We start from the raw sequence: 13,362 nt of genomic DNA on the forward strand, positions 1-13,362 counted from the left end.
GGGTGTGGTGATTTGTCGCAAGGATTGAGATCGGCGTCGTCCTTTTCGCGGGCAGAGCCCGCTCCCACATAGGAATACCTTGGCATGGCATACCTGTGTGGGAGCGGGCTCTGCCCGCGAAGGCCGCGACGCGGTTACTGCACTGCGCGCATAGGTGCTTTACGCACCGGCGCATCCCCCGCTACATAGTAATCAGCCGTGCTACGCGGCAACGGTTGGCGGCCGCGGATTTTGTCAGCGATTTTCTCGGCCATCATGATCGTTGGCGCGTTGAGGTTGCCGGTGGTGATGATCGGCATGATCGAGGCATCCACCACGCGCAAGGCTTGCAGGCCATGCACGCGGCCCTGGGCGTCGACCACGGCCATGTCGTCATTGCCCATCTTGCATGAACACGACGGGTGGAACGCGGTTTCGGCGTGTTCGCGCACGAACTTGTCCAGCTCCTCGTCGCTCTGCACGTCGATGCCCGGGCTGATCTCGCGGCCGCGGAATTCGTCCAGCGCCGGCTGTTGCATGATTTCCCGGGTCAGGCGGATGCCGTCGCGGAATTCCTGCCAGTCCTGCTCGGTGGCCATGTAGTTGAAGAGGATGCTCGGGTATTCGCGCGGGTTCTTCGATTTCAGCTGCACGCGACCACGGCTCGGCGAGCGCATGGACCCTACGTGAGCCTGGAAACCGTGCTCTTTCACGCCGTTGCTGCCGTTGTAGTTAATGGCCACCGGCAGGAAGTGGTACTGAATGTTCGGCCATTCGAATTCCGGGCGCGTGCGGATAAAGCCGCCGGCCTCGAACTGGTTGCTGGCGCCGATGCCGGTGCCGTTGAACATCCACTCGGCGCCAATGGCCGGCTGGTTCCACCACAGCAGCGAGGGATACAGCGATACCGGCTTGGTGCAGGCGTACTGCAGGTACATTTCCAGGTGGTCCTGCAGGTTCTGGCCGACGCCAGGCAGGTCGTGCACCACGGGAATGTCCAAACGCTTGAGCAGATCTTTGGGGCCTACGCCGGAGCGTTGCAGAATCTGCGGCGAGGCAATGGCGCCGCTGCACAGCAGCACTTCTTTCCTGGCGCGGGCTTCGACCGCGGTGCTGCTCTCGCCCACCAGGTACGACACGCCCACAGCGCGCTTGCCGTCGAACAGGATGCGGTCGGTCAGGGCGTGGGTGACGATGGTCAGCGTATCACGCTGCTTGGCGGTATCCAGATAGCCACGGGCGGTGCTGGCGCGACGGCCTTTGGGCGTCACGGTGCGGTCCATGGGGCCGAAGCCTTCCTGCTGATAACCGTTGAGGTCCTCGGTGCGCGGGTAACCGGCCTGCACGCCGGCCTCGACCATGGCGTGGAACAGCGGGTTGTTGCCGGCTTTTGGTGTGGTGACGCTGACCGGGCCTTCGCCACCGTGGTAGTCGTTGGGGCCGATGTCACGGGTTTCCGCCTTGCGAAAATACGGCAGGCAGTCCAGGTAGGTCCAGTCTTCAAGGCCTGGCAGCTTGGCCCAGCCGTCGTAGTCCATGGCGTTGCCGCGGATGTAGCACATGCCGTTGATCAGCGACGAGCCGCCCAGGCCCTTGCCGCGGCCGCATTCCATGCGACGGTTGTCCATGTGCGGTTCTGGATCGGTTTCATAGGCCCAGTTGTAGCGGCGGCCTTGCAGCGGGAACGCCAGGGCGGCGGGCATCTGGGTGCGGAAGTCGGCGCGATAGTCGGGGCCGCCGGCTTCCAGCAGCAGGACGGTGACGCCTTTGTCTTCGGTGAGGCGGGTAGCCAGGGTGTTACCGGCCGAGCCGGCCCCTATGATGATGTAGTCGAATTCTTTGGACATTTCTGCTCCCTGTCAAAGTCGTAGGGTGGGCAAATGCCTGTGGGATGCTGATGCCTGTGGGAGCGGGCTCTGCCCGCGAAAAGGTCGGAGGCGATCCATTCGCGGGCAGAGCCCGCTCCCACAAAGAGCCCAGTCCCGCAGGGGGAATGAGGGCCGGCTCTTAGAACACCGAGGCGTAGTCGCCCAGTTCGACCTGGATCGATTTGATCCGGGTGTACTGGTTCAGCGAGCTGATGCCGTTCTCGCGGCCCACGCCGGACTGCTTGTAGCCGCCCACCGGCATTTTGGCGTCGGACTCGCCCCAGGCGTTGATCCAGCAGATACCGGCTTCCAGCTGATGAATCACGCGGTGAGCGCGGGTCAGGTTCTGGGTGACGATACCGGCGGCCAGGCCGAAGTCGGTGTCGTTGGCACGGCGGATCACTTCTTCCTCGGTGTCGTAGCCGAGGATGGCCATCACCGGGCCGAAGATCTCTTCACGCACGATGGTCATGTCATCGCGGCAGTCGGTGAACACCGTAGGGGCCACGTAGGCGCCCTGAGCGAACTCGCCCTCGGTCAGGCGCTGGCCGCCGCACAGTACGCGGGCGCCTTCTTCCTTGCCCTTGGCGATGTAGCCCAGCACGCTTTCCATGTGGGCGAAGCTCACCAGCGGGCCGAAGTTGGTGTTTTCGTCTTCCGGGTCGCCAACGCGGATGCGCTGCACGCGCTCGGCGATCTTGGCTTCGAACGCAGCCTTCAGGGCGTTGGGCACGAACACGCGGGTGCCGTTGGTGCACACCTGGCCCGAGCTGTAGAAGTTGGCCATCATGGCGATGTCGGCGGCGCGATCAAGGTCGGCGTCGTCGAAAATGATCAGCGGGCTCTTGCCGCCCAGTTCCATGGTCACTTCCTTCAGCGAGCTGCTCGAAGCGCTGGCCATGACCTTCTTGCCGGTGTCGGTGCCGCCGGTGAAGGAGATTTTCTCGATGCGCGGGTGCTCGGTCAGCCAGGTGCCCACTTCGCGGCCGCTGCCGGTCAACACGTTGAACACGCCTGCCGGCAGACCGGCCTCGGTGTAGATCTCGGCCAGTTTCAGGGTGGTCAGCGAGGTGACTTCACTGGGCTTGAAGATCATGGCGTTGCCGGCGGCCAGGGCCGGGGCCGATTTCCACAGGGCGATCTGGATCGGGTAGTTCCAGGCGCCGATGCCCACGGTCACACCCAGCGGCTCGCGGCGGGTGTAGACGAACGAAGTGTCGCGCAGTGGGATCTGCTCGCCTTCGATGGCCGGCACCAGGCCTGCGTAGTATTCCAGCACGTCGGCACCGGTGACGATGTCCACGTAGCGGGTTTCCGAATAGGCCTTGCCGGTGTCCAGGGTTTCCAGGGCTGCCAGTTCGTCGTTGCGCTCACGCAGGATATCCACGGCACGGCGCAGGATGCGCGAGCGCTCCATGGCGGTCATGGCGGCCCAGACTTTCTGGCCCTTTTCGGCGCTGACCACGGCGCGCTCGACGTCGGCTTCGGTAGCCCGTTGCACGTTGGCAAGGACTTCCCCGTTGGCCGGGTTGATGGCGTCGAAGGTGGCATCGCTGGATGCGTCCACGTAACCGCCATCAATGTAGAGTTTTTGCAGTTCGAAACGGGCCATAGTGTCCTCGCAAGTGCTTGTCTGGGTAGCTGAGCAGATGCGAGCGCGTGAAACGCTACATCACCTGCTTTGCCAATTGCTGATCCATGTATTCGTAGGCGATTTGCTGCGCCTGGTCAGTGTCAAAGGCGTCGCCCGAAAGCGCGCCGCGCAACCACAGCCCGTCAATCAGAGCGGCCAGCCCGCGGGCGGCGCTACGTGCCTGTTCCTGCGGCAATACGCGGCGGAACTGGCAGCACAGGTTGGAATACAGGCGGTGATCGTTGATCCGCTGCAACCGGTGCAAAGACGGCTGGTGCATGCTGGCGGCCCAAAAGGCCAGCCAGGTTTTCATTGCCGGGCCGTTGACCTGGCTGGCGTCGAAGTTGCCCTCGATGATCACCTGCAGGTGGGCGCGGGGGCTTTCGTCCCCCAGCACCTGGCGCCGCGCCCTGACGTTGTCGATCAGGGCATTCATCAGGTAGCGCATGGTCGCTGCGATCAGGCCGTTCTTGTCCTGAAAGTAGTGACTGATGATTCCATTCGACACACCCGCCAGGCGGGCGATCAGCGCAATGCTGGCATCTGCCATGCCGACCTGGTCGACCGCAAGCAGGGTGGCTTCGATCAACTGCTGGCGGCGGATAGGCTGCATACCGACCTTGGGCATTGAACACTTCTCCTTTGGCCTTGCGACGGACAGCAAGCCGCCCGTCTCGGCGAAGACCAGTCTATTTTGTTTTGATTGAACGTTCAATCAACAAAGAATAAGCTCTGCGACAATTTGTGCCATTGACATGCTTTGCGGGCGTCCGAGTGGCACAAATGGCACCCCGAAAAAAATCGAGGTGCTTTATATCACTCCTTGGCGTGTGGGCATTGCAGCATTCGCCTAAGGAATGAGTCTTTGTGTGTCTTTCTCTCGCACTGCCTGGAGCATCTGTGCCATGAGTTCTGCCTCCCTGATCAAGAACCCCACCGAAAGGGTTCGGCTCAACCCCGTCGTGTTTTACGCGTCGACGATATTGATACTGCTGCTGACTGCGGTGCTCATCGCCGCCCCCCAACAGGCCGGGCATTTGCTGGGCCAGGCCCAGGATTGGTTGTCCAGGAGTTTTGGCTGGTACTACATGCTGGTCATCGGTGCCTACCTGGTGTTCGTGGTAGGCCTGGCGTTCACCTCGTTCGGCAAACTCAAACTGGGCACCAAGGACGATACCCCCGACTTCAGCTACGGCGCCTGGGCGGGCATGCTGTTCTCTTCGGGCATCGGTATTTCGCTGCTGTATTTCGGCGCATCCGAGCCGCTGGACCACTTTTTCAATCCACCGGAGGGCGTTTCGGCCAGCAACGCTGCCGCTCGTCAGGCCGTGCAACTGACGTTCCTGCACTGGGGCCTGCATGGCTGGGCCATTTATGCGCTGGTGGGGTTGGCGGTGGCCTATTTCGCCTATCGGCATAACCAGCCACTGGCGCTGCGCTCGGCGCTGTACCCGCTGGTGGGCCAGCGCTGGGTCAAGGGCCTGGCCGGCGATGCCGTGGACGGCTTTGGCATGTTCGTGACGCTGTTGGGCCTGGTGACCAACCTGGGCATCGGCGCCATGCAGGTGTCGTCGGGCCTTGAGCACCTGTTCGGCATGGAGCACAACAACACCAACCTGCTGATCGTGATTCTGGTAATGAGCACGGTGGCGACCATCGCCGCCGTGTCGGGCGTGGAAAACGGCATTCGCCGGCTGTCCAATCTCAACATTCTGCTGTTCAGCGGTCTGTTGCTGTTCGTGCTGCTGGCCGGCGACACCCTGCACCTGCTCAACGGCTTCATTCAGAACATCGGTGACTACCTGAACGGCGTGGTGCTGAAAACCTTCGACCTGTACGTGTACACCGGCGACACGGCCAAGTCCGAGCGCTGGCTGGGCCTGTGGACCCTGTTCTACTGGGCGTGGTGGATTTCCTGGGCGCCATTCGTGGGCATGTTCATCGCGCGTATTTCCCGTGGCCGCACGGTGCGTGAACTGATTTTCGGCGTGTTGCTGATCCCCCTGGGCTTTACCCTGGCGTGGCTGTCGGTGTTCGGCAATACCGCCCTGGACCTGGTGATGAACCAGCATGCGGTGGAGTTGGGCAAGACGGCGCTGGAACAGCCGTCCATGGCCATGTACCAGTTGCTGGACCACTACCCGGCGTCGAAGATCGTCATCGGCGTGGCCATCTTTGTCGGCTTCGTGCTGTTCCTCACCCCGGCGGATTCCGGCGCGGTGATGATGGCCAACCTGTCGTGCAAAGGTGGTGACGTGGATGAAGATGCCCCTCACTGGTTGCGTATCCTCTGGTCGGCGATCATCACCCTGGTGACCATCGGCCTGCTGTTCGCAGGCAACTTCGAAGCCATGCAGACCATGGTGGTGCTGGCTGGCCTGCCGTTCTCGGTGGTACTGCTGCTGTTCATGTGGGGCCTGGTCAAGGCCATGAAGCAGGACGCCAAAGTCGAAGAAGACCGCCTGGAACAGATGCAGGCCGAGTTGCTGGCCCTGGGCGGCCGCGAGTACATCCGCCGCTGATCCATCCGGGCGGCATGGCACTGCTTACGGTGGGAGCGGGCAGAGCCCGCTCCCACCCTTGTCTTTTCCAATAGTTGGCTGGACAGGGCTTTACCCCAGGTTTTTACCCAGCAGCGCGTGGTACAGCTCGCTGTCGCCAAGGATCCCCACCACACGGTTGTTGTCGTGCAGCACCAGTTTGTTGCCGGTGTGGTAGCGGATCTGCAGCGCGTCACGCATGCCGATGTCGGCGCCCACCAGCGTCGGCTGGCGGCCCAGGCCTTCCACGGCCTGGCCAGGTACCCAGTTCTGCAGGTCCAGCACGCCCGCGCCCTGGCGCGCACCCTTGATGGTGTTGCCTTCTGCCAGGTCTATCCATGAATCGCCGCCCGGGTCCAGGCACACCGAGCCGTTGATGCGCTTGCAGTTCTCCAGCGTGCGCATCAGGCTGCGGCCGCACAGCACGTTGAGCGGGTTGGTGTGGGCGACGAAGGTACGCACATAGTCGTCGGCCGGGTTCAGCACAATTTCTTCAGGTTTGCTGTACTGGATGATCTTGCCGTCTTTCATGATCGCGATGCGGCTGCCCAGCTTGAGCGCCTCGTCCAGGTCATGGCTGACGAACACGATGGTCTTGCTCAGTTTGTTCTGCAACGCCAGCAACTCGTCCTGCAGGCCCTGGCGGATCAGCGGGTCGAGGGCGGAGAAGGGTTCGTCCATCAGCAGAATGTCGGCGTCCATGGCCAGGGCGCGAGCCAGGCCCACGCGCTGCTGCATGCCGCCGGACAGTTCGTCGGGCTTCTTGTTGCGCCACTGGGTCAGGCCCACCAGCTCCAGCTTTTCGTCCACCAGCTTGCGCCGTTCCTTTTCCGGACGGCCCTGCATTTCCAGGCCAAAGCTGATGTTCTCGCGCACCGTCAGCCAAGGCATCAGGGCGAATTTCTGGAAAACCATGGCGATGCGCTTGGTGCGCATCAGTTTCAGTTCGGCGGGGGTGCAGTTGGCAATGTCGATCTGCGAGCCTTCGTGCTCGATGAACAGGTTGCCGCGGCTCACCGTATTCAGGCCGTTGATGCAGCGTAGCAGGCTGGACTTGCCCGAGCCCGACAGGCCCATCAACACGCAGATCTCGCCCTTGTTGATGTCCAGGCTGGCTTTTTCCACGCCTACCACTTGGCCGGTCTTTTTCAGGATCTGGTCCCGTGACAGGCCCTGGTCCAGCAGGCTCAACGCTTCCTTGGGCTTGTTGGTGAAGACGACGTCCACCTTGTCGAAGCGGATTATGCTCATGCGTCACCCCCTGTTTTTGCATCGGGTTGTTTGCAGATACGGTCGAGCATGATTGCCAGCAGCACGATGGCCAGGCCCGCTTCGAAGCCCAGGGCGATATCGGCGGTGTTCAGTGCGTTGACCACGGGTTTGCCCAAGCCGTCGGCACCCACCAGCGCGGCGATGACCACCATCGACAGCGACAGCATGATGCACTGGGTAATGCCGGCGGCAATGCTCGGCATGGCATGGGGCAGTTCGATTCGCGACAGCAGTTGGCGACGCGAGCATCCGAAGGCCTTGCCGGCGTCGAGTAGCTCGTGGGGCACGTCGCGGATGCCCAGGTAAGTCAGGCGGATGGGTGCGGCAATGGCGAACACCACCGTGGAAATCAGCCCGGGTACTACGCCCAGGCCGAACAGAGTCAGGGTTGGGATCAGGTACACGAAGGTCGGTACGGTCTGCATCAGGTCGAGCACGGGGCGCATCATGGTGTAGAACATGGGCTTGTGCGCCGCGACGATGCCCAGCGGCACGCCGATGGCCACGCACACCAGGGTGGCGAACAGCACCTGGGCCAGGGTTTCCATGGTCTCCTGCCAGTACCCCAGGTTCAGGATCAACAGGAATGACAGCACCACGAAGGCGGTCAGCCCCCATTTTCGCTGGATGAAATGCGCCAGCGCAGCAATCAGGAAGATCAACGCCAGCGGATTGAACCAGGTCAGGCCAAACGTGAGGCCATGGATCATCCCTTCAAGGGTAGAGGAGATGGCATCGAAGGTGCTGGCGCCATGTCGCGTCAACCAGTCAACGAAGCTGGCGATGTATTGGCCCAGCGGGATTTTATGATCAGTCAGCATGGTATTGAACGTCCGCATGCAAGTTGAAAGGACGGCTTGCGGCGGGCGTACCCGCCGCAAGTTCTGCGGTTACTGCGTCAGTTTTGCCTTGGCGGCCTCCAGGCCTGGTTTTCCGTCCACGGTGGTTACGCCCGCCAGCCAGGTGTCGAGCACCTGCGGGTTTTTCTTGATCCACGCCTTGGCAGCGACATCCGGCTTCATCTTGTCGTCGAGGACGTTGCCCATCAGCGAGCTTTCCATCGGCAGGGTGAACGACAGGTTCTTCAGCAACTGGCCCACGTTGCTGCATTCCTGGGTGTAGCCCTTGCGCACGTTGGTGTAGATGGTGGCCTGGCCGAAGTTGGGGCCGAAGTAGTCATCGCCACCGGTCAGGTACTTGATCTTGAAGCGCGTGTTCATCGGGTGCGGTTCCCAGCCCAGGAACACCACGGCGGTGTTACGGCGCTGGGCGCGGTCAACCTGGCTGAGCATGCCGGCCTCGCTCGACTCCACCACCTTGAAGCCGGCGTCTTTCAGGCCGAAGGCGTTCTTGTCGATCATGCTTTGGATCAGGCGGTTGCCGTCGTTGCCCGGTTCGATGCCGTAGATTTTGCCATCCAGTTCCTTCTTGAATTTGGCGATGTCAGCAAAGTCGTGCAGGCCCTTGTCATAAAGTTCCTGGGGCACGGCCAGGGTGTACTTGGCGTTTTCCAGGTTGGCGCGCACGGTTTCCACGGTGCCGGCATCACGGTAAGGCTTGATGTCGTTTTCCATGGTGGGCATCCAGTTGCCCAGGAACACGTCCATGTTCTTGCCGTCGGCCAGTGACTTGTAGGTCACCGGCACCGAAATCATGGTGGTGTTGGTCTTGTAGCCCAGCGACTGCAGTACTGCGCTGGTGACGGCGGTGGTGACGGTGATGTCGGTCCAGCCGACGTCGGAGAAATTGACGGTGTCGCACTGGGCCGGTTCTGCTGCGTGGGCCAGCATCGGCAGACTCAACATGGCGGCCAACAACAACGATGGTGAACCTTTCATGGGGTTGCGCTCCTGGATGTTTTCTTCTCGGGCGGCCTGCTCAGGCTGACCCGCTTTCTGGTCGCGGTTGGGGTGGCAGGCAACGCTGCAAACAGACAGCGTTGGCCGGGTGCCTTGCAATCGAGTCGAGACTGATCATGGACCAGTGAAAAACCCTCGCCTACAGGGGGGGTCGTAACCAGTACATAGAGAGTCGCTTCCAGTGCCGATGACGTCGCTTACAGATTTTTCGAGCCTTGCAAGCGCGGTTTTTCATCGCCGAACGGGCTGAAAACGCCGTTACCCGGGCTTAGGCGCTGCTGGGCATGGGCAAGTCGGTTGCAGACGGCGCGTCGCTGGCCGGAAGGCTGATGATGGTGGCAATCCGGCGCACGCGGCTCAAGCGTAGCAGTTGCGCCAAGGGCCGCAGCGGCGGCCCGGTCTGCCTAATTCAGGAGGTGCGCGGCAATGGCTATCAGTGTGTTTGACCTGTTCAAGATCGGCATCGGGCCGTCCAGTTCACATACGGTGGGGCCTATGCGCGCTGCCGCTTTGTTCGTGCAGGGCCTGTGCGAACGCGGCGAACTGCAGCAGGTGACACGCGTGGAAGTGCGCCTTTATGGCTCGCTGTCGGCCACCGGTGTGGGCCACGGCAGCGACAATGCTGTGATCATGGGCCTGATGGGTGAATGGCCGGACGCGGTGGACCCCAACACCATCGCTCTGCACATTGCCACCCTGCGCGAAACCAACACGCTGAGATTGGCCAACGAGCGACCCATCCCGTTCGTGTGGCAGCGCGACATGCTGCTGCTGGAGGAGAACCTGCCCTATCACCCCAACGCCATGACCCTGATCGCCGAAGGCGCCCAGGGTGAGCTGCATCGCGACACCTACTACTCGGTGGGCGGCGGTTTCGTGGTTGATTCGGCCCAGGCGGCCAGTGGCGTGCTGGATGCCGACACCACTGTGTTGCCCTACGATTTCGACACGGCCGTGGAGCTGCTGGAGCTGTGCGAGCAAAACGACCTGCGCGTGTCGCAATTGATGATGGCCAACGAAAAAGTCTGGCGCAGCGAAGTGGAGATTCGCGCCGGCCTGATGACGCTTTGGCGAGCCATGCAGGACTGCGTGGAACAGGGCCTGAAACACGAAGGCATTCTGCCTGGCGGGCTTAACGTACGGCGCCGCGCGGCGCGCCTGCACCGCAGCCTGCAGGAGCTGAACAAGCCCAACGTCATCGGCTCCACCCTGAGTGCCATGGAGTGGGTGAACTTGTTCGCCCTGGCCGTAAACGAGGAAAATGCTGCGGGTGGGCGCATGGTCACGGCGCCGACCAACGGCGCGGCGGGCATTATCCCGGCCGTACTGCATTACTACATGAAGTTCAGTGACGAGGTCAGCGAGGCCAACGTGGTCGATTACCTGCTGGCGGCAGCAGCCATCGGCATTCTTTGCAAAAAGAATGCATCGATCTCGGGCGCCGAAGTGGGCTGCCAAGGGGAGGTGGGCTCGGCGTGTGCCATGGCGGCAGCGGGACTGGCCGAAATCCTCGGCGCTACCCCGGCACAACTGGAAAACGCGGCCGAGATCGGCCTGGAACATAACCTGGGCCTGACCTGCGACCCGGTGGGCGGGTTGGTGCAGGTGCCCTGCATCGAGCGCAATGCCATTGCCGCGGTGAAGGCCATCAATGCCGCGCAGATGGCGCTGCGCGGCGATGGCCAGCATTTTATCTCGCTGGATCGGGTGATCCGCACCATGCGCGACACCGGCGCCGACATGCACGACAAGTACAAGGAAACCTCGCGCGGTGGCCTTGCGGTAAGCGCTATCGAGTGCTGAACCTTTTTCGCACACAACGTCGTTTTCTCGCGACGTTTTGGCGCGTCCGGCACTCCTCTGCCTGATTGGCCACGGCCAGCCCCTGGCTGTCATTCGCCCGTGCCGTGGGTGACACTCTTTTCATCTTCCCGTCCGTCGCTTCACACAAGTGCTACCGAAGTGCTCACAGCCCTTGCTGGCCGCCGTAAGTGTCATTTTGCCATCTGTGGCAAGTAGCCGCAGAGCGACGTCGTTTTCAGGTTTTATTGAATAGCCATTCAAGTTTAGGCATGGCATTTGCGTTGTCATTGCAAAGCCCTCCCTCGAACAGGGCCATAAGAAGAGCCTCGCCTGAGGCCATCACCCGCTTTGAGTGAGGAGATACCGCGATGACGTCGTTCAACTCCGGGGCCCAACCCCAGACCCGTACGCCTCAATCCATCGGCTTTCTGCTGCTGGATAATTTCACGCTGATTTCCCTGGCGTCCGCAGTGGAACCTCTGCGCATGGCCAACCAGTTGTCCGGCCGTGAGTTGTACCGCTGGACCACCCTGAGCGTGGACGGCGGTCAGGTCTGGGCCAGTGATGGCCTGCAGATCACCCCGGACGCGGCCATGCACAAGGCTCCGGCCATGGACACCGTGATCGTCTGTGGTGGCATTGGCATTCAACGCACGGTGACCCGCGAACACGTGACGTGGCTGCAAAGCCAGGCTCGCCAGTCCAAGCGCCTGGGCGCCGTGTGCACCGGCAGCTGGGCCCTGGCCTGCGCCGGCCTGCTCGACGGTTTTGATTGCAGCGTGCACTGGGAGTGCCTGGCGTCAATGCAAGAAGCGTTTCCGCGCGTTGCCATGAGCACGCGCCTGTTCACCCTCGACCGCAACCGCTTCACCAGTTCTGGCGGCACCGCGCCGCTGGACATGATGCTGCACCTGATCAGCCGTGATCATGGTCGCGAGTTGTCGGCGGCCATTTCGGAAATGTTCGTCTACGAGCGCATCCGCAACGAGCAGGATCACCAGCGCGTGCCGCTCAAGCATATGCTCGGCACCAACCAGCCGAAGCTGCAGGAAATCGTGGCGTTGATGGAAGCCAACCTGGAAGAGCCGATCGACCTGGATGAGCTGGCCGTGTACGTATCGGTGTCGCGCCGGCAGCTGGAGCGGCTGTTCCAGAAATACCTGCATTGCTCTCCGTCGCGCTACTACCTCAAGCTGCGCCTGATTCGTGCCCGGCAACTGCTGAAGCAGACGCCCATGTCGATCATCGAAGTGGCGTCGGTGTGCGGGTTCGTGTCCACGCCGCACTTCTCCAAGTGCTACCGCGAATACTTCGGCATTCCGCCGCGCGACGAGCGCGTGGGCTCCAATACTGCGCAGCAGGTGGCAATGATGCCGATCCCGCAGGCGATCGTGCTGGCGCCCCTGTCGGGGCCGATGTCGGCGCTGAGCCAGGCGCGCAACGAGTCGACCTTCGCCAGCGTGCGCCTCTAGACCGCCCCGCCTCCGGACGCCGCCCCTATCGGGTCTGTTCACCTGTGAGGCTGCAGAGGTCTCCTGTCGCGGCCGAAGGTCGCGTCAGGGCCCTGAAAATCAATCCGCGAAGCCAAACACCCGCTTCGGCGTGGCCCACAGGATCTGTTCGCGCACTTTTTGGTCCGGGAACATCTGCTCCACCAACAGCAACAAGGTGCCGATGTCCATGCGCTCGGTGGCGCGCAGGAATGGCCAGTCCGAACCCCACATGCAGTTCTCGGCGCCGAATGCTTCGAGCAACGCCAACGGGTAGGGCTGCGCATCGGACCACGGGTATGGCTGGTGAGAAAACTTCGACAGCCCCGACAACTTGACGAAGGTGCGATCCTGGCCTGCCAGCGACAGCAGTGCCTTGAAAGCCGGTTGGGCCAGCCCGGCGTCAACGTCCGGGCGGCCGCTATGGTCGATCAGCAGGGGCGTGCTGGTGCGCTTGAGCAATGGCATCAGCTCGGGCAACTGATCATCCAGTACCTGGATCTGGGCGAACAGGTCCAGCTCGCCGAGCCGCCCCATCAACGCATCCACCGCCACGAACGGTGCGGTGCCGAGCATGGCGACGTTGAAGGCAATGCCCACCACGCCCTGTTCCTTGAACGTCGCCAGTTCGTCACTGCTGATGTCCAGCGGCACCACGGCAATGCCCTTCGAGCGTCCCGGGTGTTCAGCCAGTGCCGCCAGCAGGCAGCGGTTGTCGGTGTTGTAGCCCGAGGTGGGGCCCACAATCAGCGAGTGGCGGATGTTGTAGGCCTGCATCACGGCGCCGTACTGCAGCGCCGTGCCCAGTTCGTGCCCCTCCGGGCGGTACGGTGTCTCGGGGATGTAGGGAAACTGCACCGGGTCGAAGATGTGGTGGTGGCAGTCGATCTTGGGTTGGGTCAGTACGCTCATGAATCA

General features: G+C 62.2%; 11 protein-coding genes. 4 read left to right on the forward strand and 7 right to left on the reverse strand.

Annotated features, from left to right (window positions below):
- Positions 1-134: 134 nt before the first annotated feature.
- The 3 genes from betA to betI form a co-directional block, all read right to left on the reverse strand.
- Positions 135-1,826, reverse strand: a complete 1,692-nt coding sequence (gene betA, locus PMM47T1_RS01200; RefSeq protein WP_008364999.1) for a choline dehydrogenase — start codon at positions 1,824-1,826, stop codon at positions 135-137.
- A gap of 160 nt (positions 1,827-1,986) precedes the next feature.
- The gene (betB, locus tag PMM47T1_RS01205) at positions 1,987-3,459 is read right to left on the reverse strand and encodes a betaine-aldehyde dehydrogenase (RefSeq protein ID WP_008365000.1); all 1,473 of its coding nucleotides are present in this window, start codon (positions 3,457-3,459) and stop codon (positions 1,987-1,989) included.
- A 55-nt stretch (positions 3,460-3,514) separates the two neighbouring features.
- Positions 3,515-4,108 carry a transcriptional regulator BetI gene (betI, locus tag PMM47T1_RS01210; RefSeq protein ID WP_008365001.1) on the reverse strand — a complete coding sequence of 198 codons (594 nt, stop codon included), beginning with the start codon at positions 4,106-4,108 and terminating at the stop codon, positions 3,515-3,517.
- Positions 4,109-4,442: 334 nt separating this feature from the next.
- On the opposite strand from betI, the gene PMM47T1_RS01215 reads away from it, so the two are divergent.
- The gene (locus PMM47T1_RS01215; RefSeq protein ID WP_177323353.1) at positions 4,443-6,002 is read left to right on the forward strand and encodes a BCCT family transporter; all 1,560 of its coding nucleotides are present in this window, start codon (positions 4,443-4,445) and stop codon (positions 6,000-6,002) included.
- Between the two features lie 90 nt (positions 6,003-6,092).
- Here the strand turns inward: PMM47T1_RS01215 and choV are convergent, their stop codons facing one another.
- The 3 genes from choV to PMM47T1_RS01230 all read right to left on the reverse strand — a co-directional run bounded on the left by choV (position 6,093) and on the right by PMM47T1_RS01230 (position 9,130).
- Positions 6,093-7,271, reverse strand: a complete 1,179-nt coding sequence (choV, locus tag PMM47T1_RS01220; RefSeq protein WP_008365003.1) for a choline ABC transporter ATP-binding protein — start codon at positions 7,269-7,271, stop codon at positions 6,093-6,095.
- Positions 7,268-8,113 (reverse strand): choline ABC transporter permease subunit, encoded by an 846-nt coding sequence (gene choW / locus PMM47T1_RS01225; RefSeq protein WP_008365004.1) that lies wholly within the window; start codon positions 8,111-8,113, stop codon positions 7,268-7,270. Before choW ends, choV begins: the two co-directional genes overlap by 4 nt.
- Before the next feature lie 69 nt (positions 8,114-8,182).
- Complete coding sequence (locus PMM47T1_RS01230; protein ID WP_008365005.1) at positions 8,183-9,130, reverse strand: choline ABC transporter substrate-binding protein; 948 nt, start codon at positions 9,128-9,130, stop codon at positions 8,183-8,185.
- 305 nt (positions 9,131-9,435) lie between these two features.
- Between PMM47T1_RS01230 and PMM47T1_RS29635 the strand changes: the two genes are divergently transcribed.
- The 3 genes from PMM47T1_RS29635 to PMM47T1_RS01240 all read left to right on the forward strand — a co-directional run bounded on the left by PMM47T1_RS29635 (position 9,436) and on the right by PMM47T1_RS01240 (position 12,426).
- Positions 9,436-9,597, forward strand: coding sequence for a hypothetical protein (locus PMM47T1_RS29635; RefSeq protein WP_157212932.1), 162 nt, complete (start codon positions 9,436-9,438; stop codon positions 9,595-9,597).
- Positions 9,578-10,954, forward strand: coding sequence for an L-serine ammonia-lyase (locus PMM47T1_RS01235; protein WP_008365006.1), 1,377 nt, complete (start codon positions 9,578-9,580; stop codon positions 10,952-10,954). Before PMM47T1_RS29635 ends, PMM47T1_RS01235 begins: the two co-directional genes overlap by 20 nt.
- Before the next feature lie 368 nt (positions 10,955-11,322).
- A complete protein-coding gene (locus PMM47T1_RS01240; RefSeq protein ID WP_008365008.1) occupies positions 11,323-12,426 on the forward strand; it encodes a GlxA family transcriptional regulator in 1,104 nt (367 codons plus the stop codon).
- Positions 12,427-12,525: 99 nt separating this feature from the next.
- On the opposite strand, the gene PMM47T1_RS01245 is transcribed toward PMM47T1_RS01240, so the two are convergent.
- Entirely contained in the window at positions 12,526-13,356 is an 831-nt protein-coding gene (locus PMM47T1_RS01245; RefSeq protein ID WP_008365010.1) for an amidohydrolase family protein, read from the reverse strand.
- Positions 13,357-13,362: the final 6 nt, after the last annotated feature.

The sequence above is a fragment of the Pseudomonas sp. M47T1 genome, from assembly GCF_000263855.1.
Taxonomy (GTDB): domain Bacteria; phylum Pseudomonadota; class Gammaproteobacteria; order Pseudomonadales; family Pseudomonadaceae; genus Aquipseudomonas.

What these genes read in the sequence shown, in the direction of transcription:
- betB (WP_008365000.1), bottom strand. Translation starts at nt 3,459, where the DNA reads ATGGCCCGTTTCGAACTGCAAAAACTCTACATTGATGGCGGTTACGTG.
- PMM47T1_RS01245 (WP_008365010.1), bottom strand. Translation starts at nt 13,356, where the DNA reads ATGAGCGTACTGACCCAACCCAAGATCGACTGCCACCACCACATCTTC.
- PMM47T1_RS29635 (WP_157212932.1), top strand. Translation starts at nt 9,436, where the DNA reads ATGGGCAAGTCGGTTGCAGACGGCGCGTCGCTGGCCGGAAGGCTGATG.
- choW (WP_008365004.1), bottom strand. Translation starts at nt 8,113, where the DNA reads ATGCTGACTGATCATAAAATCCCGCTGGGCCAATACATCGCCAGCTTC.
- PMM47T1_RS01240 (WP_008365008.1), top strand. Translation starts at nt 11,323, where the DNA reads ATGACGTCGTTCAACTCCGGGGCCCAACCCCAGACCCGTACGCCTCAA.
- betI (WP_008365001.1), bottom strand. Translation starts at nt 4,108, where the DNA reads ATGCCCAAGGTCGGTATGCAGCCTATCCGCCGCCAGCAGTTGATCGAA.
- betA (WP_008364999.1), bottom strand. Translation starts at nt 1,826, where the DNA reads ATGTCCAAAGAATTCGACTACATCATCATAGGGGCCGGCTCGGCCGGT.
- PMM47T1_RS01235 (WP_008365006.1), top strand. Translation starts at nt 9,578, where the DNA reads ATGGCTATCAGTGTGTTTGACCTGTTCAAGATCGGCATCGGGCCGTCC.
- PMM47T1_RS01230 (WP_008365005.1), bottom strand. Translation starts at nt 9,130, where the DNA reads ATGAAAGGTTCACCATCGTTGTTGTTGGCCGCCATGTTGAGTCTGCCG.
- choV (WP_008365003.1), bottom strand. Translation starts at nt 7,271, where the DNA reads ATGAGCATAATCCGCTTCGACAAGGTGGACGTCGTCTTCACCAACAAG.